General features: G+C 38.2%; 14 protein-coding genes, 24 tRNA genes and 3 rRNA genes. 34 read left to right on the top strand and 7 right to left on the bottom strand.

Annotated features, from left to right (window positions below; genetic code table 11):
* Positions 1 to 115: 115 nt before the first annotated feature.
* The 27 genes from KFV12_RS10550 to KFV12_RS10420 all read left to right on the top strand — a co-directional run bounded on the left by KFV12_RS10550 (position 116) and on the right by KFV12_RS10420 (position 7,646).
* Positions 116 to 1,669 (top strand): 16S ribosomal RNA (locus KFV12_RS10550).
* Positions 1,670 to 1,759: 90 nt separating this feature from the next.
* A tRNA-Ile gene (locus tag KFV12_RS10545) sits at positions 1,760 to 1,836 on the top strand.
* Positions 1,837 to 1,868: 32 nt separating this feature from the next.
* A tRNA-Ala gene (locus KFV12_RS10540) sits at positions 1,869 to 1,944 on the top strand.
* Between the two features lie 146 nt (positions 1,945 to 2,090).
* Positions 2,091 to 5,016: ribosomal RNA gene (locus tag KFV12_RS10535) — 23S ribosomal RNA — on the top strand.
* A gap of 93 nt (positions 5,017 to 5,109) precedes the next feature.
* Positions 5,110 to 5,224 (top strand): 5S ribosomal RNA (gene rrf / locus KFV12_RS10530).
* Together the 16S, 23S and 5S rRNA genes with 24 tRNA genes alongside form the textbook arrangement of a ribosomal RNA operon.
* Before the next feature lie 12 nt (positions 5,225 to 5,236).
* Positions 5,237 to 5,312, top strand: a tRNA-Val gene (locus KFV12_RS10525).
* Between the two features lie 18 nt (positions 5,313 to 5,330).
* Positions 5,331 to 5,406 (top strand) — tRNA-Thr (locus KFV12_RS10520).
* A 7-nt stretch (positions 5,407 to 5,413) separates the two neighbouring features.
* Positions 5,414 to 5,489, top strand: a tRNA-Lys gene (locus KFV12_RS10515).
* A gap of 25 nt (positions 5,490 to 5,514) precedes the next feature.
* Positions 5,515 to 5,598 (top strand) — tRNA-Leu (locus KFV12_RS10510).
* Between the two features lie 5 nt (positions 5,599 to 5,603).
* Positions 5,604 to 5,678: transfer RNA gene (locus KFV12_RS10505), tRNA-Gly, on the top strand.
* A gap of 40 nt (positions 5,679 to 5,718) precedes the next feature.
* Positions 5,719 to 5,807: transfer RNA gene (locus KFV12_RS10500), tRNA-Leu, on the top strand.
* Positions 5,808 to 5,810: 3 nt separating this feature from the next.
* Positions 5,811 to 5,887: transfer RNA gene (locus KFV12_RS10495), tRNA-Arg, on the top strand.
* A 19-nt stretch (positions 5,888 to 5,906) separates the two neighbouring features.
* A tRNA-Pro gene (locus KFV12_RS10490) sits at positions 5,907 to 5,980 on the top strand.
* A gap of 22 nt (positions 5,981 to 6,002) precedes the next feature.
* Positions 6,003 to 6,078 (top strand) — tRNA-Ala (locus KFV12_RS10485).
* 20 nt (positions 6,079 to 6,098) lie between these two features.
* Positions 6,099 to 6,172, top strand: a tRNA-Met gene (locus KFV12_RS10480).
* Between the two features lie 39 nt (positions 6,173 to 6,211).
* Positions 6,212 to 6,285, top strand: a tRNA-Ile gene (locus tag KFV12_RS10475).
* A 20-nt stretch (positions 6,286 to 6,305) separates the two neighbouring features.
* Positions 6,306 to 6,398: transfer RNA gene (locus tag KFV12_RS10470), tRNA-Ser, on the top strand.
* A 56-nt stretch (positions 6,399 to 6,454) separates the two neighbouring features.
* Positions 6,455 to 6,528, top strand: a tRNA-Met gene (locus tag KFV12_RS10465).
* Between the two features lie 8 nt (positions 6,529 to 6,536).
* A tRNA-Asp gene (locus tag KFV12_RS10460) sits at positions 6,537 to 6,612 on the top strand.
* A gap of 7 nt (positions 6,613 to 6,619) precedes the next feature.
* Positions 6,620 to 6,692: transfer RNA gene (locus KFV12_RS10455), tRNA-Phe, on the top strand.
* A 16-nt stretch (positions 6,693 to 6,708) separates the two neighbouring features.
* Positions 6,709 to 6,784: transfer RNA gene (locus KFV12_RS10450), tRNA-Thr, on the top strand.
* Between the two features lie 4 nt (positions 6,785 to 6,788).
* Positions 6,789 to 6,872 (top strand) — tRNA-Tyr (locus tag KFV12_RS10445).
* Between the two features lie 20 nt (positions 6,873 to 6,892).
* Positions 6,893 to 6,966, top strand: a tRNA-Trp gene (locus KFV12_RS10440).
* A gap of 2 nt (positions 6,967 to 6,968) precedes the next feature.
* Positions 6,969 to 7,041 (top strand) — tRNA-His (locus KFV12_RS10435).
* Positions 7,042 to 7,057: 16 nt separating this feature from the next.
* A tRNA-Gln gene (locus KFV12_RS10430) sits at positions 7,058 to 7,129 on the top strand.
* 5 nt (positions 7,130 to 7,134) lie between these two features.
* Positions 7,135 to 7,208, top strand: a tRNA-Cys gene (locus tag KFV12_RS10425).
* A gap of 356 nt (positions 7,209 to 7,564) precedes the next feature.
* Positions 7,565 to 7,646, top strand: a tRNA-Leu gene (locus tag KFV12_RS10420).
* Positions 7,647 to 7,760: 114 nt separating this feature from the next.
* Here the strand turns inward: KFV12_RS10420 and KFV12_RS10415 are convergent.
* The gene (locus KFV12_RS10415; RefSeq protein WP_254256729.1) at positions 7,761 to 8,543 is read right to left on the bottom strand and encodes a class I SAM-dependent methyltransferase; all 783 of its coding nucleotides are present in this window, start codon (positions 8,541 to 8,543) and stop codon (positions 7,761 to 7,763) included.
* Between the two features lie 259 nt (positions 8,544 to 8,802).
* Positions 8,803 to 9,390: an Ltp family lipoprotein gene (locus tag KFV12_RS10410; RefSeq protein ID WP_254256728.1), complete on the bottom strand. Its 588-nt coding sequence runs from the start codon at positions 9,388 to 9,390 to the stop codon at positions 8,803 to 8,805.
* 382 nt (positions 9,391 to 9,772) lie between these two features.
* Here KFV12_RS10410 and KFV12_RS10405 point away from each other — a divergent pair, with 382 nt between their 5' ends.
* Positions 9,773 to 10,465: a GNAT family N-acetyltransferase gene (locus tag KFV12_RS10405; protein WP_254256727.1), complete on the top strand. Its 693-nt coding sequence runs from the start codon at positions 9,773 to 9,775 to the stop codon at positions 10,463 to 10,465.
* A gap of 83 nt (positions 10,466 to 10,548) precedes the next feature.
* Positions 10,549 to 10,926, top strand: a complete 378-nt coding sequence (locus KFV12_RS10400) for a PH domain-containing protein (protein ID WP_111716250.1) — start codon at positions 10,549 to 10,551, stop codon at positions 10,924 to 10,926.
* A 14-nt stretch (positions 10,927 to 10,940) separates the two neighbouring features.
* Here the strand turns inward: KFV12_RS10400 and KFV12_RS10395 are convergent, their stop codons facing one another.
* A complete protein-coding gene (locus KFV12_RS10395) occupies positions 10,941 to 12,206 on the bottom strand; it encodes a helix-turn-helix domain-containing protein (RefSeq protein WP_254256726.1) in 1,266 nt (421 codons plus the stop codon).
* 106 nt (positions 12,207 to 12,312) lie between these two features.
* Here KFV12_RS10395 and KFV12_RS10390 point away from each other — a divergent pair, with 106 nt between their 5' ends.
* Positions 12,313 to 13,590, top strand: coding sequence for an MFS transporter (locus KFV12_RS10390; protein WP_254256725.1), 1,278 nt, complete (start codon positions 12,313 to 12,315; stop codon positions 13,588 to 13,590).
* Here KFV12_RS10390 and KFV12_RS10385 read toward each other — a convergent pair.
* Positions 13,587 to 14,498: a DMT family transporter gene (locus KFV12_RS10385; protein ID WP_111716254.1), complete on the bottom strand. Its 912-nt coding sequence runs from the start codon at positions 14,496 to 14,498 to the stop codon at positions 13,587 to 13,589. The two genes, KFV12_RS10390 and KFV12_RS10385, sit on opposite strands and share 4 nt — an antisense overlap.
* A 191-nt stretch (positions 14,499 to 14,689) precedes the next feature.
* On the bottom strand, positions 14,690 to 15,067 hold the full coding sequence (locus KFV12_RS10380; RefSeq protein ID WP_111716256.1) for a YkvA family protein: 378 nt from the start codon (positions 15,065 to 15,067) through the stop codon (positions 14,690 to 14,692).
* A gap of 76 nt (positions 15,068 to 15,143) precedes the next feature.
* Here KFV12_RS10380 and KFV12_RS10375 point away from each other — a divergent pair, with 76 nt between their 5' ends.
* Positions 15,144 to 15,953: an aminoglycoside phosphotransferase family protein gene (locus tag KFV12_RS10375; protein WP_254256724.1), complete on the top strand. Its 810-nt coding sequence runs from the start codon at positions 15,144 to 15,146 to the stop codon at positions 15,951 to 15,953.
* 25 nt (positions 15,954 to 15,978) lie between these two features.
* On the top strand, positions 15,979 to 16,476 hold the full coding sequence (locus KFV12_RS10370; RefSeq protein ID WP_254256723.1) for a P-loop NTPase family protein: 498 nt from the start codon (positions 15,979 to 15,981) through the stop codon (positions 16,474 to 16,476).
* An 86-nt stretch (positions 16,477 to 16,562) separates the two neighbouring features.
* Here the strand turns inward: KFV12_RS10370 and KFV12_RS10365 are convergent, their stop codons facing one another.
* On the bottom strand, positions 16,563 to 17,117 hold the full coding sequence (locus tag KFV12_RS10365; protein WP_096075971.1) for an ATP-dependent Clp protease proteolytic subunit: 555 nt from the start codon (positions 17,115 to 17,117) through the stop codon (positions 16,563 to 16,565).
* Between the two features lie 168 nt (positions 17,118 to 17,285).
* On the opposite strand from KFV12_RS10365, the gene KFV12_RS10360 reads away from it, so the two are divergent.
* Both KFV12_RS10360 and KFV12_RS10355 read left to right on the top strand, forming a co-directional pair.
* Positions 17,286 to 17,603, top strand: a complete 318-nt coding sequence (locus KFV12_RS10360) for a nucleoside triphosphate pyrophosphohydrolase family protein (protein WP_111716568.1) — start codon at positions 17,286 to 17,288, stop codon at positions 17,601 to 17,603.
* Between the two features lie 94 nt (positions 17,604 to 17,697).
* Positions 17,698 to 18,744 carry a PTS sugar transporter subunit IIC gene (locus tag KFV12_RS10355; protein WP_111716262.1) on the top strand — a complete coding sequence of 349 codons (1,047 nt, stop codon included), beginning with the start codon at positions 17,698 to 17,700 and terminating at the stop codon, positions 18,742 to 18,744.
* 379 nt (positions 18,745 to 19,123) lie between these two features.
* Here KFV12_RS10355 and KFV12_RS10350 read toward each other — a convergent pair whose 3' ends face one another.
* Complete coding sequence (locus KFV12_RS10350; RefSeq protein ID WP_254256722.1) at positions 19,124 to 20,278, bottom strand: aminotransferase class I/II-fold pyridoxal phosphate-dependent enzyme; 1,155 nt, start codon at positions 20,276 to 20,278, stop codon at positions 19,124 to 19,126.
* Positions 20,279 to 20,299 lie beyond the last annotated feature (21 nt).

The raw sequence follows: 20,299 nt of genomic DNA, 5'->3' as shown, positions 1-20,299 counted from the left end.
GAACATTGAAAACTGAATGACAATATGTCAACGTTAATTCCAATAATTTGAGTGAACTTCGTTCACTCCCAAGAGTGATTGCCATAAGCAATCAAAGAGCATTATCAAACAAACTATTATGGAGAGTTTGATCCTGGCTCAGGATGAACGCTGGCGGCGTGCCTAATACATGCAAGTCGAGCGAATTGACAGAGGTGCTTGCACCTCTCGATTTTAGCGGCGGACGGGTGAGTAACACGTGGGTAACCTACCTATAAGACTGGGATAACTTCGGGAAACCGGAGCTAATACCGGATAATATTTAGCTTCGCATGAAGCAATAGTGAAAGACGGTTCTGCTGTCACTTATAGATGGACCTGCGGTGTATTAGCTAGTTGGTGAGGTAACGGCTCACCAAGGCAACGATACATAGCCGACCTGAGAGGGTGATCGGCCACACTGGGACTGAGACACGGCCCAGACTCCTACGGGAGGCAGCAGTAGGGAATCTTCCGCAATGGACGAAAGTCTGACGGAGCAACGCCGCGTGAGTGAAGAAGGTTTTCGGATCGTAAAACTCTGTTGTAAGGGAAGAACAAGTACGTTAGTAACTGAACGTACCTTGACGGTACCTTACCAGAAAGCCACGGCTAACTACGTGCCAGCAGCCGCGGTAATACGTAGGTGGCAAGCGTTATCCGGAATTATTGGGCGTAAAGCGCGCGTAGGCGGTCTCTTAAGTCTGATGTGAAAGCCCCCGGCTCAACCGGGGAGGGTCATTGGAAACTGGGAGACTTGAGTACAGAAGAGGAGAGTGGAATTCCATGTGTAGCGGTGAAATGCGCAGAGATATGGAGGAACACCAGTGGCGAAGGCGGCTCTCTGGTCTGTAACTGACGCTGAGGTGCGAAAGCGTGGGGATCAAACAGGATTAGATACCCTGGTAGTCCACGCCGTAAACGATGAGTGCTAAGTGTTGGGGGGTTTCCGCCCCTCAGTGCTGCAGCTAACGCATTAAGCACTCCGCCTGGGGAGTACGGTCGCAAGACTGAAACTCAAAGGAATTGACGGGGACCCGCACAAGCGGTGGAGCATGTGGTTTAATTCGAAGCAACGCGAAGAACCTTACCAAATCTTGACATCCTTTGACAACTCTAGAGATAGAGCTTTCCCCTTCGGGGGACAAAGTGACAGGTGGTGCATGGTTGTCGTCAGCTCGTGTCGTGAGATGTTGGGTTAAGTCCCGCAACGAGCGCAACCCTTATCTTTAGTTGCCATCATTAAGTTGGGCACTCTAGAGAGACTGCCGGTGACAAACCGGAGGAAGGTGGGGATGACGTCAAATCATCATGCCCCTTATGATTTGGGCTACACACGTGCTACAATGGATGGTACAAAGGGCAGCAAAACCGCGAGGTCAAGCAAATCCCATAAAACCATTCTCAGTTCGGATTGTAGTCTGCAACTCGACTACATGAAGCTGGAATCGCTAGTAATCGTAGATCAGCATGCTACGGTGAATACGTTCCCGGGTCTTGTACACACCGCCCGTCACACCACGAGAGTTTGTAACACCCGAAGCCGGTGGAGTAACCTTTTAGGAGCTAGCCGTCGAAGGTGGGACAGATGATTGGGGTGAAGTCGTAACAAGGTAGCCGTATCGGAAGGTGCGGCTGGATCACCTCCTTTCTAAGGATAATTACGGAAATCAGACTTTTAAGTTTGATAGGGATTAACATTGACATATTGTATTCAGTTTTGAATGTTTATACATTTAATGGGCCTATAGCTCAGCTGGTTAGAGCGCACGCCTGATAAGCGTGAGGTCGATGGTTCGAGTCCATTTAGGCCCACCATTATAAATATTCATTTAAATTAATACCTTTATGGGGGCTTAGCTCAGCTGGGAGAGCGCCTGCTTTGCACGCAGGAGGTCAGCGGTTCGATCCCGCTAGTCTCCACCATTAATTCTTAAACATTGTACTTTGAAAACTAGATAAAGTAAGAAGAAATAAAAGATTTTACCAAGCAAAACCGAGTGAGTTCATTTTTGAATTCTTAAAAAAATCGCGCGTCTGCATTTATGCAGACATCACAATTATTAATAACAGATTAAGTTATTAAGGGCGCACGGTGGATGCCTTGGCACTAGAAGCCGAAGAAGGACGTTACTAACGACGATATGCTTTGGGGAGCTGTAAGTAAGCTTTGATCCAGAGATTTCCGAATGGGGAAACCCAGCATGAGTTATGTCATGTTATCCATATATGAATACATAGTATATGAGAAGGCACACCCGGAGAACTGAAACATCTAAGTACCCGGAGGAAGAGAAAGAAAACTCGATTCCCTTAGTAGCGGCGAGCGAAACGGGAAGAGCCCAAACCAGAGAGCTTGCTCTCTGGGGTTGTAGGACACTCAATACGGAGTTACAAAGGAACAGTTTAGACGAATGACTTTGGAAAAGTCAGCCATAGAAGGTAAAGGCCCTGTAGTCGAAAAGTTGTTCTCTCCTGAGTGGATCCTGAGTACGGCGGAACACGTGGAATTCCGTCGGAATCCGGGAGGACCATCTCCCAAGGCTAAATACTCTCTAGTGACCGATAGTGAACCAGTACCGTGAGGGAAAGGTGAAAAGCACCCCGGAAGGGGAGTGAAATAGAACCTGAAACCGTGTGCTTACAAGTAGTCAGAGCCCGTTAATGGGTGATGGCGTGCCTTTTGTAGAATGAACCGGCGAGTTACGATTTGATGCAAGGTTAAGCAGTATATGTGGAGCCGTAGCGAAAGCGAGTCTGAATAGGGCGAATGAGTATCAGGTCGTAGACCCGAAACCAGGTGATCTACCCATGTCCAGGTTGAAGTTCAGGTAACACTGAATGGAGGACCGAACCGACTTACGTTGAAAAGTGAGCGGATGAGGTGTGGGTAGCGGAGAAATTCCAATCGAACCTGGAGATAGCTGGTTCTCTCCGAAATAGCTTTAGGGCTAGCCTCGTGTGATGATTATTGGAGGTAGAGCACTGTTTGGACTAGGGGCCCCCCTCGGGTTACCGAATTCAGACAAACTCCGAATGCCAAATAATTTAACACGGGAGTCAGACTGCGGGTGATAAGGTCCGTAGTCGAGAGGGAAACAGCCCAGACCACCAGCTAAGGTCCCAAAATATATGTTAAGTGGAAAAGGATGTGGCGTTGCCCAGACAACTAGGATGTTGGCTTAGAAGCAGCCATCATTTAAAGAGTGCGTAATAGCTCACTAGTCGAGTGACGCTGCGCCGAAAATGTACCGGGGCTAAACATATTACCGAAGCTGTGGATTGTCCAATGGACAATGGTAGGAGAGCGTTCTAAGCAGCGTCGAAGCATGATCGCAAGGACATGTGGAGCGCTTAGAAGTGAGAATGCCGGTGTGAGTAGCGAAAGACGGGTGAGAATCCCGTCCACCGATTGACTAAGGTTTCCAGAGGAAGGCTCGTCCGCTCTGGGTTAGTCGGGACCTAAGCCGAGGCCGAATGGCGTAGGCGATGGATAACAGGTAGATATTCCTGTACCACCTAAGATTGTTTGAACGATGGGGGGACGCAGTAGGATAGGCGAAGCGTACTGTTGGTTATGTACGTCCAAGCACTGAGACTGAGTATTAGGCAAATCCGGTACTCTTAAGGTCAAGGTGTGATGGGGAGCGAAATTATAGTAGCGAAGTCGTTGATTTCACACTGCCAAGAAAAGCCTCTAGTTAGAAATTAGGTGCCCGTACCGCAAACCGACACAGGTAGTCAAGATGAGAATTCTAAGGTGAGCGAGCGAACTCTCGTTAAGGAACTCGGCAAAATGACCCCGTAACTTCGGGAGAAGGGGTGCTTTTTAGGGTGCAAGCCTTGAAGAGCCGCAGTGAATAGGCCCAAGCGACTGTTTATCAAAAACACAGGTCTCTGCAAAACCGTAAGGTGACGTATAGGGGCTGACGCCTGCCCGGTGCTGGAAGGTTAAAAGGAGTGGTTAGCATCTCGCGAAGCTACGAATTGAAGCCCCAGTAAACGGCGGCCGTAACTATAACGGTCCTAAGGTAGCGAAATTCCTTGTCGGGTAAGTTCCGACCCGCACGAAAGGCGTAACGATTTGGGCACTGTCTCAACGAGAGACTCGGTGAAATCATAGTACCTGTGAAGATGCAGGTTACCCGCGACAGGACGGAAAGACCCCGTGGAGCTTTACTGCAGCCTGATATTGAAATTCGGCACAGCTTGTACAGGATAGGTAGGAGCCTTTGAAGCGTGAGCGTCAGCTTACGTGGAGGCGTTGGTGGGATACTACCCTGGCTGTGTTGACTTTCTAACCCGCACCACTTATCGTGGTGGGAGACAGTGTCAGGCGGGCAGTTTGACTGGGGCGGTCGCCTCCTAAAGAGTAACGGAGGCGCTCAAAGGTTCCCTCAGAATGGTTGGAAATCATTCGCAGAGTGTAAAGGCACAAGGGAGCTTGACTGCGAGACCTACAAGTCGAGCAGGGTCGAAAGACGGACTTAGTGATCCGGTGGTTCCGCATGGAAGGGCCATCGCTCAACGGATAAAAGCTACCCCGGGGATAACAGGCTTATCTCCCCCAAGAGTTCACATCGACGGGGAGGTTTGGCACCTCGATGTCGGCTCATCGCATCCTGGGGCTGTAGTCGGTCCCAAGGGTTGGGCTGTTCGCCCATTAAAGCGGTACGCGAGCTGGGTTCAGAACGTCGTGAGACAGTTCGGTCCCTATCCGTCGTGGGCGTAGGAAATTTGAGAGGAGCTGTCCTTAGTACGAGAGGACCGGGATGGACATACCTCTGGTGTACCAGTTGTCGCGCCAGCGGCATAGCTGGGTAGCTATGTATGGACGGGATAAGTGCTGAAAGCATCTAAGCATGAAGCCCCCCTCAAGATGAGATTTCCCAACTTCGGTTATAAGATCCCTCAAAGATGATGAGGTTAATAGGTTCGAGGTGGAAGTACAGTAATGTATGGAGCTGACGAATACTAATCGATCGAAGACTTAATCAATTTTATAGATTTTTTGCACGGTGATGTTTGGTACATCATATTTCTTCTTAAGTTTATCTAGTTTTGAAGGTACAATACCTTTAATATACTTTGTCTGGTGACGATGGCAGAGAGGTCACACCTGTTCCCATACCGAACACAGAAGTTAAGCTCTCTAGCGCCGATGGTAGTTGGTCTTACGATCCGCGAGAGTAGGACGTTGCCGGGCAATATATACCCAGGAGGATTAGCTCAGCTGGGAGAGCATCTGCCTTACAAGCAGAGGGTCGGCGGTTCGAGCCCGTCATCCTCCACCATTATTTATTTATTATTATGCCGGAATAGCTCAACTGGTAGAGCAACTGACTTGTAATCAGTAGGTTGAGGGTTCAAGTCCTTTTTCCGGCACCATTTCTTTGAGCCATTAGCTCAGTTGGTAGAGCATTTGACTTTTAATCAAAGGGTCAGAGGTTCGAATCCTCTATGGCTCACCATTATTTATATACTTAATACTTGCATGCGGGTGTGGCGGAACTGGCAGACGCACTAGACTTAGGATCTAGCGCCTTTGGCGTGGGGGTTCGACTCCCTTCACCCGCACCATATTTGCGAAAGTAGTTCAGTGGTAGAATACAACCTTGCCAAGGTTGGGGTCGCGGGTTCGAATCCCGTCTTTCGCTCCATTAATTCTATCGTAATAATTATGGCTTTTATTACTTAAAAGCCGGGGTGGCGGAACTGGCAGACGCACAGGACTTAAAATCCTGCGGTAAGTGATTACCGTACCGGTTCGATTCCGGTCCTCGGCACCATTAGCGCCCGTAGCTCAATTGGATAGAGCGTTTGACTACGGATCAAAAGGTTAGGGGTTCGACTCCTCTCGGGCGCGCCATTATTTTAATTACTAGCTACGGGAAGTAGCTCAGCTTGGTAGAGCACTTGGTTTGGGACCAAGGGGTCGCAGGTTCGAATCCTGTCTTCCCGATTTGCTTTAAAAGCTTTAATATGGGGGCTTAGCTCAGCTGGGAGAGCGCCTGCTTTGCACGCAGGAGGTCAGCGGTTCGATCCCGCTAGTCTCCACCATATTAACTTAATATTATTTCGGCGGCGTAGCTCAGCTGGCTAGAGCGTACGGTTCATACCCGTGAGGTCGGGGGTTCGATCCCCTCTGCCGCCACTATCTTTTTTAAAACTTAATGTGTACTTTTAGGATTTAGGACCTTTAGCTCAGTTGGTTAGAGCAAACGGCTCATAACCGTTGGGTCGCAGGTTCGAGTCCTGCAAGGTCCACTTAATTATTTTTATATAATGGAGGAATACCCAAGTCCGGCTGAAGGGATCGGTCTTGAAAACCGACAGGGGCTTAACGGCTCGCGGGGGTTCGAATCCCTCTTCCTCCGCCATTATTTTTTACTTCAGCAAAATAAAATAAAAAAGATTTTCAATTATTTATTATTATCGCGGGATGGAGCAGTCTGGTAGCTCGTCGGGCTCATAACCCGAAGGTCGGTGGTTCAAATCCGCCTCCCGCAATTATTAGTGGTCCCGTGGTGTAGCGGTTAACATGCCTGCCTGTCACGCAGGAGATCGCGGGTTCGATTCCCGTCGGGACCGCCATTTGTATGGCTCAGTAGCTCAGTCGGTAGAGCAATGGATTGAAAATCCATGTGTCGGCGGTTCGATTCCGTCCTGAGCCATCTTTTTTATTATTATGCCGGAATAGCTCAACTGGTAGAGCAACTGACTTGTAATCAGTAGGTTGAGGGTTCAAGTCCTTTTTCCGGCACCATCTTGGAGGGGTAGCGAAGTGGCTAAACGCGGCGGACTGTAAATCCGCTCCTTCGGGTTCGGCAGTTCGAATCTGCCCCCCTCCACCATTTTTTATTTGTTTATTTTTAGGGGCATAGTTTAACGGTAGAATAGAGGTCTCCAAAACCTTTGATGTGGGTTCGATTCCTACTGCCCCTGCCATGGCGATTGTGGCGAAGTGGTTAACGCATCGGATTGTGGTTCCGACACTCGTGGGTTCGATTCCCATCAGTCGCCCTTAATTTTTTAATATTGGGCTATAGCCAAGCGGTAAGGCAACGGACTTTGACTCCGTCACTCGTTGGTTCGAATCCAGCTAGCCCAGCTTTAGGCGCCATAGCCAAGTGGTAAGGCAGAGGTCTGCAAAACCTTTATCACCGGTTCAAATCCGGTTGGCGCCTCCATTAATTTTATATATGCGGGAGTATTTCAACTCTTAGAATACGGACCTTCCTGGTTCGAGATGTAGGTGTAAGTCCTACCTTCCGCTCCATTTTTGTTAAGCTGCATGATGCATGCTTATTTTTTTCGTAGAATTTATGTGAATACATAGAGATAAAAAAAGAACTACAGAAAAGATTCTGTAGTTAAAAGTAATTAAACGAAAATGAAATTTGGTGATAATAAAGTTGACGAGACTTTATTACACGTTCATTATAACAGGTCATTTGCTATTTGTGAACATAGATTGAAAATAGGATGAAATTCTTGACCATAACTTTTTTAAGTATTATACTTATTAAATAATAAATTTTACTAAGCCACCGTGGCGGAATTGGCAGACGCGCCGGACTCAAAATCCGGTTCCTCACGGAGTGTCGGTTCGACCCCGACCGGTGGTATCAAATAAAGCTTCTAAACGTTGTGTTTAGGAGCTTTTTTTACTTTTAAGTATTAATTCTTTAATATTTTATTGGTACTTTATAATCAATATTTTATTATCTATAATAGAGTATTTATCTTGTAGCTATTATTATTTCTGTTTCTACTGTAAATGAAAAAGTTAAATCATCTCTGATATTGAATAACAAATTTTCCAATTCATTCTCAAACTGAATTACAGAGCTTCCAAATAATTTTTTTGAACCATATGAAGTTGAATATAAGTAACCTAAGCATTCTTCGAAAGTTCTATTATATTTATTTGTAAATTTATACACCTCATAATGATTAAAAGCTGATTCTGATAGTACTTCTTTATGATCTTTCTTAGGATGTGAATAAAAACCATTGCCAGCTCTTCTTTTTTCACCGAGATATTTTTTTAAAGTAGCTTTTAATATTTGTTCATATTCATCTTCTGATATTATTTTGCTATTTATGATACAAAGACAACCATCTCTATTTAGTAATTCATCAAACTTATCTAATACTTCTTCTCGATTCATCCAATGAAATGACATTCCCATAGTAATTATATCTAAATCTTTAATATTTGCTTCTAAGTCTTGAGAAGAACCTCTAACTACAGTTATATTATCAATGTCCTTTGAATTTTTTCTTGCTAATTCTAGCATATCTAAATCTGGATCTGCTAAGAATACTTTATGACAAAAATTACTTAACTTAATTCCGATTTTACCATCGCCACATCCTAGATCGAGCGCACTGATATTATCCTTGTATTCTAATTTCTTCTCTATTAATTTATATACTTCTTCTGGATAAGGGAATCTATACTTATAAAATGCAGCAGTTCCATCAAACAGGCCATTAATCTTAGAATAATCATTTGACATGTATATCCCCTCCGAATAAAATAATTACGTTTTCTCATAATTAATTCTAACACTATTAATTATATTCTAATTTTATTTTCTATTTATTTTATTGATAGTTTATAAATAGATTATATATGTTATTGTGTTTTATTAATAACATTCAGATATCATTTACTTAAATAATTTGATGAATAATAAAATTGACTTATTATTTAAGTAATATCTTTTTAAATCGTAAAAAAATAAGCCTGCATTTATGACAGGCTCATTTTAATTTTTATTTTGGTAAATTATCTATAGCATATTGAGCTTCTTCAGCAGTGAAACCTTCAATAGATGATGTTAATTGATTATAGATAGCATCATTGCTCATGTTTTGAGTTTTAGCGTAATCTTCTGCTTTCTTTAAAGCATTCTCTTTATAATTTGCTTTTAAGTTATCTACTGCATATTGTGCGTCTTTTTGAGAGAAACCTTCAATTTCAGAAGTTAACTGATTGATGATACCTTGTTTTGACATATGCATCATCTCGCTGTAAGTTTTAGCTTTGCCTAAGGCAGCTTTTTGTTCACGTGTAGCATCGTTTTTCTGTTCTTCTTTTGCAGGTTGTTGAGTTGTAACTTCTTCTGTTGTTACTTTGTTTGTATTTTGTTCAGATGTAGTTTCTTCTGTTGACACTTCTTCTTTTTTTTCGGTATCGTTCAAACCAAACATCGCACCACATGCTCCTAATAGAATAAATAATAACAATAAACCTAAGCAACCTAATAATAAGGGATTGCGTTTCTTTTTCGGTTCGCGATAAATAACACGTTCACCTTTCTCATTGTAAAGTATTTCTTCTTGTTGAACTTTCTTCGCCATACAAAAACACTCCTTATAATTAGTTTATGATAAAGGCATTTTGCCAGATATCTATTATTGATATAACGTTATAAACGTGAGGATACATCTTCAATTTTTGATGAAGTTTTTAATTTTATATATCAAATTAAAATTTTTATTTGTAACTTCATTATATAGGAAGTATAACTAAAATGTGATAGCATGTTTGTATCTTTTGAAAAAAAGATATATTTTATAATTTTATATACTAAACTGTTTATAAATTATTAGTTATTTGTAATGTGATGAAAAGTAAATATATCTTTGATTAATTTTTAACTATTAACAATTCCGGATACTTGGAGTATCCGGAATTGTTTAATATAATAGCAACAGACATACATAAGAAAGTAGGATAATTATGAGATATAACGAATATAATCAGCCAGTAGGAGATTTGATTAAAGATTATTCACCTGGAATACTACCTAACATACAATCAATTACGGGAAAGACTGTTACTATAGAAAAAATTAATATTAAGCACTGTGATGATCTATATGAAATATATGGTGCATCATCAGAACCAGAAAATCTTACATATATGCCGATTCAAAGATTTGAGAGTAAATTAGAATTTAAAGATTATTTAATACAGTTAATAGCTTCTGTTGATCCTTACTATTTAACGATTATCGACAATCATACACAAAAAGCAGTAGGAACATTCTCTCTCATGCGTATAGACAATCTAAATAGGGTCATTGAAATGGGATGGATTGTTTATTCTCCATTATTAAAACGCAGCAGACAGGCAACAGAAGCGCAGTATTTAGTTATGAAGTATGTATTTGAAGAATTAAAGTATCGACGCTACGAATGGAAATGTGATAGCTTAAATGAGGCATCGAATAAATCAGCAACACGATTAGGCTTTACGTTTGAAGGCACATTTAGACAAGCAACTGTTTATAAAGGACGTAACCGTGATACAAATTGGTTTTCAATAATTGATAAAGAATGGCCAGCCAATAAATTGAGATTAGAGTCGTGGTTAGATGACAGTAACTTTGATAAAAATCAGAACCAATTGAGCGCATTAAGGAAAATGTAATATTTTAAATACATACTCTTATTCCTATTAATTCCAAATTTATTTTGTTATATTAATATTATACAAAATAAGGAGGCATTAGAATGGGATTATTTGATGAATTGATGGGCAACTCTAGTGAAAAAAATACAGAGGAAGTTCAAAATGAATTTCAGGATTATTTGCTTGAAGATGAAGTAGTTGAGGCGAGTTTTATTCTAATTCGTGATTTGTTTGTGTTCACGAATAAACGTATCTTAATAGTTGATAAACAAGGGTTCTCAGGTAAGAAGATTGAGTTTATTACAATACCTTATAAGAATATTAGAGCATTCAGTGTTGAAAATGCAGGTCGATTTGATATCGATGCAGAATTAAAACTATTTGTGGCAGGTATTCAAATGCCAATCGTTAAATTATTTAATAAGGACACTGATATTGTGAAATTGCAAAAATTAATAGCACAAAGATTACTTAATTAATGAAAGCCCGCAGATTATGAAAGATAATCTGTGGGCTTGTTTTGGTTCATAATTCTTTTGTATGTGTCTTCTGTAATTTTTGTAAAATGGTTTGGAGGGATATTTTTAATGATATCCATTGCTTTCATGATATATTCTTTTGCATTATCATTTTCATTTTTACGTTCAGCATTAATAGCGAGATAAGTATATTTTTGAGCGTGTATACTTATATCAGCTGGAGCTAAATATGGTATGTCATTTGGATAGTCATTTAATTTTTTAATAGCATTATCAAAATCACCTAAATTATATAATGCAATTGCCTCATATAGTTGCCAGATATTATTAAAATTATCATCTACTTCAGTCTGATATTTATCATGTACTAATATTTGTTGCTGTACTTCTAATAGATTCTTTAATTCTTTATATTCCCTTCGATAGAAGTGATAGATTAAATCGGCTGTGTACATATCAAATTTTGTTTGGAAATCTTCAGGATTAAATTGTTTTAAGATATCAAACTTTTTATATGTAGATTGATATTTATCCATATCTTCATCCAGTAAATACTTAAAGCATTGTGATTTGTAAATTGGTGAAAGAAGTTTAAATGTCTTATTTTGTATAGATACTTCTTCAGCTAACTCTAAATATTTAATTAAATTACTCGTATCATATGAAGAATAGCCATAAGCTGCTATTGATAACAGTAATCTTGGAATTAAATTTGGATCAGTAATATCGTTATCTTCTTTATATTTTTCATATAATTCTACTCCTTTAGTAAAAGCACTATCGTATTTACCAAGTATAAAATATACAGAAATTAAATCATTTTCAACATCAAGGAGAGCATTTTTGTCATCATTTTTTATATATATTTCTTTAGCCATTGTTAGATAATGCATGGCTGTTTTATCATCTTTTTCTATTCCTTTAGTAAATGCATACCACTGAAATATAAAAGCTCCTTTTCTGTTTTGCTTAATTTGATCTATATAAGGAGAAACCGTTTGTTTTATTACTTCATTATGAAAAAGACTTGGTACATTAATAATTTCTTTAACCTCATTATAAATTTGATTTGTAATTTCCTCATCCCCATCTTCCAACAGGACACTTACTGTAGTGTCTAACTTTTTAGCGATGTATTCTAAACTTTCCATTGATGGATTGTTTTTATCATTTTCTATAAGACTGAGCATACCCTTTGTCATATAATCCCCAGCGAGATCTACGAGCGTCATTTTTTTACTTTTGCGAAGACTTCTAATTTTAGAACCTAATGTATTCATAATAACCTCCATTAACTAGTTTAATTATATTAAACTTTTATTTGCTTTTCAAATTTTTATTTTATATAATAAGTTTAATTAAATTAAACTTATGGAGGTAGATATTATGGATTTAGAAATGAAACAATCAAAACGTCAAATGTATCTATTAATATTAAGTACGATGATTTCGATGTTAGGTGTATCCATCTATAGTTTCGGTATCAGTTTTTATATCCTTTCTGCTACAGGTTCTGCCAAACTGTTTTCAATTAATTTAGCGATGAGTGTTCTGGGTAGAATCGTGGTAACACCGTTATCTGGATACTTAGCAGATAACTTTGATCGTAAAAAGGTTATATTCTGGAGTATATTTATAGAAGCTATTTTAGTATTTCTTTTATTGCTCTATATTCATTTTCTAGGTTTTAATATCATTGCCCTATACATCGTAACTTTTTTTGCTGCATTTATTTCAAGTGCGAGCAATCCAAGTTTTATGGCAGCAATTCCGCATATTGTTCATGGTGAACATTTACAAAAGACAATGGGATATAATTCCACAGCAAGTAGTTTGTCGATGCTTTTAGGTCCAGTGTTAGGTGGATTATTATATGGATTTGTGTCTAAAGAATTATTTTTATTCATTTTCGTTATTGCATATATTTGTGCAAGTTTGGTCATTCTTATGATTAATTTCAAATTATTTCAAAAGGATGATGCTGTTGATTCAAATGATGCAATAATTGAAGAAGAAGGTGTCTTTAAAAGTTTTAAGTATGGGTTACAATATATCTGGCATCATGAAATTTTAAGAACACTCCTTATATTATTTATGTCCTTAAACTTCTTTGTATCAGGTATAAATATTGGAATGAGCAAAATTATCATCGGTCATTTTGAAGCAAGCTCAGAAATGATGGGGATATTAGAAGCATCTTTTAGTGTGGGTGTATTGATAGGTGGCATAATTATTGGCAATAAGAAAAAGTTTGATAATCCGTTTCCTATGCTTAAAAAGGGATTATTATTAGAAGGTGTATTTTTAATTGTGATAAGTTTGCCATTGCTATTAATGAATAGCTTATGGCCGGTTTATATCACTTTCTTTATTTGCGGTCTCCTATTAGGTATTACAGCACAGTTTGTTAATACACCATTGTTTGTATTCTTTCAGGAGCATATTGAAGCGCGTGTTCAGGGAAGGGTATTCTCTGTAATCAATTTAACAGCACAGTTACTGATGCCTATTTCTTATATTATATTTGGAATCATCTTTGATCAAGGTTACTATGGTATAACGTTTCTAGTCTGTGGCGTGAGTTGCATTGTACTTGTATTAAATGTTATGAATCAGAAGTTTTCAATGCGATCTAACAAATTTTTAAACCAAACATCTCATTAATGAGAAGCTTGGTTTTTTTCTTTTGTATTTAATATAGATATGAATAGCACGACACCGAGTATAATCATCATTCCTGCACATTGGATGATATCAAAAGGCTGTTTCAGCCAGACAATACTGAGAATAACAGCTGTTAATGGTTCAATACATCCGAGTAGCGCAGTAAGTTGTGGATCGATATATTTTACGCTGAGTAGATATAGGAAGAAGGCTAGCGCGGTTCCAACGATGATAACGAATATGAGATAAATGTTAAACATTGCACCATATGACAGTGGATTGATCTGCCAGTGTCTATTGAATAGACTGATAAACAATCCAGCTATAAGCATCGCCCATCCAATAATAACGAGTGGGGTATTACGGACAAAGAGTCTTCCGGCGTACATAGTATAGAACGCTGCTGCGATTGCTGATAATAATCCCCAGATAATTGCTGCTGGCGGTACGACAACATTGTTAATATTACCGCTCGTGAGCAATAGAAATGTTCCGAATGATGAGACGAGTATAATGATCAGATCTATCGCTCTAAACTCTGTCTTACGTGTAATAAGCAGGAAAGTCAGAATGACAATCGGCGCTAAATATTGTAAGAGCGTCGCTACTGCTGCATTACCCGCTTCTATTGATGCTAGAAATGTATATTGAACCGCAAGCATTCCAAATATTGAATAAATCACAAGCTGGAAAAATGTATGCTTATCGCGAAATACATTCAGTATATTTTGCTTCCTTATCATGGCCAGGCAAAGCAAAAAGATACCGCTTAAGATTAATCTAATGGTTATAAACCAATCAAGTGGTACGCTATAGCCTTGAAAGATTTGCTGGGATACGGTGCCTCCGACACCCCAGAATATTGACCCTAATGTGACAAACATAATCCCTTTTAATTTATTATTCATCACGTCACTCCTTTCAAGCAATATATAGATTATAAAGATGTCAATATCATAATGTCAATATCATATGTACATTGTTTGCTTAGAAAAGACAAAATTATATTTTCAAGATGGATGAAAGTTAGAAAACTACTAATCAGTATGGTAAAATGGCGTAATATTGGTTTGTGAATTAAGAGTGAAACATATCAAATTTATTGGTTAAATAATGAATGGAATAATTGAAAGAGTGCATAGAAAGTAAATAGCCATATGAGTAGAATTGGCAATGCAAAATACCAGCGTTTTAAATCTTTACGCGTCAAACTTTGAGCTTCATGCTGGCATTGAGTAAAGATGTCATCAGGAATCAGTTTAATGGTAGAACTGATGAATAGTGGTAACAAGATAATGTCATCTAAAAATCCTAGTACTGGAATAAAATCAGGTATTAGGTCTATAGGTGACAGTGCATAAATGATGGTGATAAGCGCCAATACTTTAGCAAGTATTGGTGTTTCTTTTTTATGTAAAGCGATAAATATAGCTGGAACATCTATTTTTAATTGTTTAGCGCGTTGCTTTAAGTTCATCTTTTAACCTCGATAGTTTTTAGTCCTAATATCGAATATAATATAAAGATGCAAATTATAGATAGGACGTGATAGCTTGGCTTCGGTAAGAGGAGTGTTATTTGCATTACAGGATATGCATTATGTCAGTGGACGATGTGTGCTAACTGAAATTACAACGGGAACAACGAGCAAAGTATTCTTTATCGATGATTTTGATAAGAAATATATTCTTAAACTCAATCCACCATTATCAATTCAGTCTGAAAGTCAGTTTCTGAAAAGATATCAGCAAATAGAGGTTTTTCCTGAGTGTATTACGACAGATGATACAACATATATATTAATGGAACATATGAAAGGTTCGATGCTGAATGGGCATTACAGTAAATTAAAGATACTAGATAAGATAAATTTTATGAATCAATATGAATATTGTGATAGCAGAGTCGGTTATATCAATGATTTAAAACCTGATTTTAAAATATTCTTAAAAGATGAACTGGCATTAGAACGACTGGTCATCGATGATTATTATGATAGTGAAGCATTGTTTGATGCCTTGGACACTGTAGCATTACCAGAAGAAGCACCGAGATATGTTCATGGCGATTTCGGTTATCATAATTTTATTATGCAAAAAGAAGTGCTATCTGTAATCGATCCAACTCCGATGCAGAATTTGATATTATATGAACTATTGTTTTTATATTGTTCAAGTCCTTATGACATCAATGAAGAAACACTGCGTGCATATTATGACTATTATTTAAAGTTTAGCTGGATTGAGTATAAAGAATTTTTAATATATGCAAGAATTATTATGGCTTTACGGCTTTCAACGAGTACTAGACATCATCCGGAAGATACAGCACAGTATGTGGCGTTGCTAAATGAATTATTTTAGATAATGAAGATTTTGGGGGTTACCTATGAAAAAGATAATAGTAATCGGTTGTCCTGGAAGCGGAAAAAGTACTTTTTCTCGTAATCTCAGTAAATGTTTAGATATACCAGTTATTCATCTTGATCTTTTGAACTGGAAGTCAGATCGAACTGTAGTAGAAAGAGAAGTATTTTTGAATCGACAAAGGGAAGCGTTAAAAGGTGAGACGTGGATTATTGACGGGAATTATGGATCAACAATTGAGATGCGCATCGCTGCATGTGACACGATTTATTTCTTAGACTTACCGGTTGAAGTTTGTCTGGAGAGTATCGAGCAAAGAAAAGGAAAAGAGAGGCCAGATATGCCTTGGATAGAGACTAGTGAAACGGATTCAGAATTTATTGCATTCATTAAACAATATAATATTGTGAGCAGACCAAAAGTAATTGAGCTATTAGAGAAATATCCCGATAAAAAGCAGGTAATTTTCCAGTCACGTGAAGCAGTGAATGGTTATATTAATGATTATTTGAAGCAATAGCGGAATCGAGTGGTAAAGAGAAAAGATACCGCTAAAACTGCCGAAAAAAATCCCAATGCATCAAAATGCGCATTGGGATTTATGATCTAGATTTCTTTTTGGTTTTCGATAATTTTATTGACGATACCGTACTCTAAAGCTTCTTGTGTGCTTAACCAGTAATCACGACCTGTATGTTGTTCAACTTCTTCTACAGATTTGCCAGTTTCACGTGCGATTAATTCGTTTAATTTTTGACGTGTACGGATAATTTCTTTTGCAGTAATTTCCATATTGGACGCTTGTCCTTGTGTACCACCACTTGGTTGGTGAATCATGAAGCGTGTATTAGGTAATGCGTAGCGATTTTCTTTCTTACCTGATAAGTAAATTAATACGCCTGCACTAACTACCCATCCTGCACCAATAATTTTAACTTCTGATTCGATGAAATTAATCATATCATGTATTAAATAACCTGAATCTACATGTCCACCTGGAGAAGAGATGATTAATTTAATCGGCTCATGATTGATTGAATCTAATAATAATAATTGATTAACAACTTCTTTCGCTGATTTATCATCAATACCACCTGAGATTAAGATTGTACGTGATTCTATCATTTTTTCTAACATAAGATCTTTATTTTCGTTTGTCATAATGTGCCTCCTATAAGCTTATTAATTATATTTTATTTGTTTGGTCAATTTAAGTCAAAGAATATGGATTATTAGAACTCAACAAAAAAAATAACTTGTATATGCAAAATAATTATTTTTATTAAGAGATAATCTGCTATGATGTATAAAAACAATCGAGGTAATAATATGAATAATTCATTTGAAGCAATTATTGAACAATCAATCAAGATTAGAAAACAGTATCATGCATTAGAAGTATCACACCATCAATCTGAATGGTCTTTAGAAGAAGATGCTTTAGCATTTTTAACAGATGCAGCACTTGTCGGTCGGTTAGTAATGGATAAAGAAAAACGTTGGCCAAAACCTAATAGTGAAGGAGAGCTTGGTTATAAAATTGCAGAATCAATTTGGTGGTTAATTAATATTGCAGAACGTAGTGATATTGATATCGCAAAAGTATTACCGGAAGTGTTAAATAAGCTGGAACAAAATACAAAGTAGTAGGAAATTTTAAAAAATTTTATTAATTCATTGCTTTTAAGCGCTAAAGTATGATAGAAATAATACTATATAATTTTTTAGGGTAGGTGTTTAAATGAATATTAACGGTAAACAGTTTTTCTCAAATATATTAAATGGAATGGCAGCTGGTATCGTCGTTGCTTTAGTGCCGAATGCAATGCTTGGGGAGCTTTTTAAATATTTAGCAGGATATCATCCTGTGTTTACAAGTCTTGGACAATTATTGGTCATCTTTCAGTTTTGTTTAAGTGCGTTAGCTGGTATTACGATCAGTCAGCAATTTAAATTTAACGGTTTACAGACAGCGATACTTTCTGGTGCTTCTGTACTTGGTTCAGGTGCCGTTCAATTTAATGGTAAAGGTTTTATGTTTGCAGGAATCGGTGACATTATAAACATGATGTTAACCGTCGCGCTTAGTGCTTTTGTTTTAATTTTACTAGGAAATAAGATGGGCAGTTTGAATATCGTCTTTTTACCTTTGTTTGCAGGAATTTTACCTGGATTTATCGGTTCTCTTACACTACCATACGTAAAACAATTTACGGGTGCGATTGGTCAGGTCATTCAGCATTTTACGACTTTAAACCCACTCTTAATGTGTATTTTGATTGCGATTAGTTATAGTCTTTTGATGGCAACACCAATTTCTCTTGTTGCAATTGCAACTGTTATTAGTTTATCGGGGCTAGGGAGCGGCGCAGCAAACCTAGGTATCGTTGCATGTTGTTACACATTCTTATTCGGAGCACTGCGTGTGAATGATAAAGGCACAATCATCACATTAATTATTGGTGCAGCGAAAATGATGATGCCGGTATATTTCAAACATCCTATTATTATGGTGCCGCTACTTATCAATGGTATCATTGGTGGATTGTGTGCTTACTTCTTTAACGTTCAAGGTACGCCGATGTCGGCTGGATTTGGATACACAGGACTAGTCGGTCCGATCAATGCCTTTAAATTTATGGACGGCACTGTAATGCAGAATGTAATGAGTTTATTGCTAGCTTATGTCATCATTCCGTTACCGATTGCATTTATGTCTCATCAATTACTGAAAAAAGTATTACCGCGTTATAATGATGAAATATATCTTTATAAAGCTGAACATTAATATAAAGTAAGATGGCCCGGTTCCTTAAGAGAATCGGGCCATATCACCTTATTTGGCCCGATTCCAGAGCAGAACCGTGCCATATCACCTTATTTGGCCCGATTTCAGAGCAGAACCGTGCCAAATCACCATGTTTGGCCCGATTCCAGAGCAGAACCGTGCCAAATCACCATGTTTGGCCCGATTCCAGAGCAGAACCGTGCCATATCACCATGTTTGGCCCGATTTCAGAGCAGAACCGTGCCAAATCACCATGTTTGGCTCGATTCCAGAGCAGAACCGTGCCACATCACCATGTTTGGCCCGATTCCAGAGCAGAACCGTGCCATATCACTATATTTGGCCCGATTCCATAAAAGAATCGGGCCACTTTTTAACGCTATTTATTATAATTTTTTAAAAATCGTTCTAATCTTACCATAGCCTCTTTAATTTCTTCCATACTTGATGCAAATGATAATCTGATATGTCCCTCACCGTATTCTGAGAATGCACTTCCTGGTACAACTGCCAATCTTTCTTGATCCAATAGGTCTAAAGCAAATTGATACGAATCGCTATTGTAAGCTGATATATCCGGGAAGATATAAAAGGCACCTTGTGGTTTTTCAACTGGTAATCCTAATTCGGTTAATTTTTCATATAAAAAATCTCTGCGTTCGATGTATGCTTTATTCATAATTTTTACTGTTTCTGTATCTTTGAATGCTTCTATCGCACCATATTGACTCGGTGTTGCTACACAGATTGAATTATATAGATGTACTGATGTGACGTGAGTAATGAGTTCTGCATTAGACACAACGTAACCAATACGGGCACCTGTCACTGCGTGAGATTTAGATAGACCATTGATAACAAATAAATTATTTCTCAGTTTAGGAAACTCTAAAAATGAATGATGTGGTGCGTCATATACATTTTCACTGTATATTTCATCTGTTACGATAAAGATATCTTCGTCTTTTAACATATTTGCTAATCCTTGAATTTGTTCGTACGTTAATGTCTTACCTGTTGGATTCGTCGGATAGTTGAATAGTACTGCTTTTGTTTTAGGTGTTATTGCTGCTTTAATCGCTTCTGGTGTAGGTACGAGGTGTGTCTTAGAAGTATCAACGAGTACGACTTTAGCACCGAGCAGCTTTATGATAGGTTCATATCCTAAATAACATGGTGATGGTAAGATAACTTCATCTCCAGGATTGATGATTGTTCTAAATACATCATCAATCGCTTCTGATCCTCCGTTTGTAACTACAATCTCTGTTTCAGGATCATAATTGACATTAAATTTTTTCTGAATTGACTTTGCAATCTCATTTCTCAGCTCTATTAAACCTCTATTATGTGTATAACGTAGTTTATCATTTTCAATCGCCTCAATCATCGCATGTTTGACTGATGCAGGAGGAGCGAAATCTGACTGTCCTAATGTTAAATCGATACAATCTTCTAGACCTGCTGCTTTATTTGCAAACTCTCGCGTTCCAGGTATTGTTACTTCATTGATGAATTCATTTAATTGCGGCATTTTATACACTTCTCTTTCAAC

The organism is Macrococcus epidermidis, from assembly GCF_024205965.1.
In the GTDB taxonomy this organism is placed as follows: Bacteria; Bacillota; Bacilli; order Staphylococcales; family Staphylococcaceae; genus Macrococcoides; species Macrococcoides epidermidis.
The sequence above is the reverse complement of the archived record's forward strand: the minus strand, read 5'-3'. Positions and strand labels throughout refer to the sequence as shown.

Excerpts from the sequence above, each read along its gene's own strand:
- KFV12_RS10370 (WP_254256723.1), top strand. The coding sequence starts at position 15,979 with ATGAAAAAGATAATAGTAATCGGTTGTCCTGGAAGCGGAAAAAGTACT.
- KFV12_RS10385 (WP_111716254.1), bottom strand. The coding sequence starts at position 14,498 with ATGAATAATAAATTAAAAGGGATTATGTTTGTCACATTAGGGTCAATA.
- KFV12_RS10365 (WP_096075971.1), bottom strand. The coding sequence starts at position 17,117 with ATGACAAACGAAAATAAAGATCTTATGTTAGAAAAAATGATAGAATCA.
- KFV12_RS10350 (WP_254256722.1), bottom strand. The coding sequence starts at position 20,278 with ATGCCGCAATTAAATGAATTCATCAATGAAGTAACAATACCTGGAACG.
- KFV12_RS10355 (WP_111716262.1), top strand. The coding sequence starts at position 17,698 with ATGAATATTAACGGTAAACAGTTTTTCTCAAATATATTAAATGGAATG.
- KFV12_RS10410 (WP_254256728.1), bottom strand. The coding sequence starts at position 9,390 with ATGGCGAAGAAAGTTCAACAAGAAGAAATACTTTACAATGAGAAAGGT.
- KFV12_RS10400 (WP_111716250.1), top strand. The coding sequence starts at position 10,549 with ATGGGATTATTTGATGAATTGATGGGCAACTCTAGTGAAAAAAATACA.
- KFV12_RS10405 (WP_254256727.1), top strand. The coding sequence starts at position 9,773 with ATGAGATATAACGAATATAATCAGCCAGTAGGAGATTTGATTAAAGAT.
- KFV12_RS10395 (WP_254256726.1), bottom strand. The coding sequence starts at position 12,206 with ATGAATACATTAGGTTCTAAAATTAGAAGTCTTCGCAAAAGTAAAAAA.
- KFV12_RS10415 (WP_254256729.1), bottom strand. The coding sequence starts at position 8,543 with ATGTCAAATGATTATTCTAAGATTAATGGCCTGTTTGATGGAACTGCT.
- KFV12_RS10390 (WP_254256725.1), top strand. The coding sequence starts at position 12,313 with ATGGATTTAGAAATGAAACAATCAAAACGTCAAATGTATCTATTAATA.
- KFV12_RS10360 (WP_111716568.1), top strand. The coding sequence starts at position 17,286 with ATGAATAATTCATTTGAAGCAATTATTGAACAATCAATCAAGATTAGA.
- KFV12_RS10380 (WP_111716256.1), bottom strand. The coding sequence starts at position 15,067 with ATGAACTTAAAGCAACGCGCTAAACAATTAAAAATAGATGTTCCAGCT.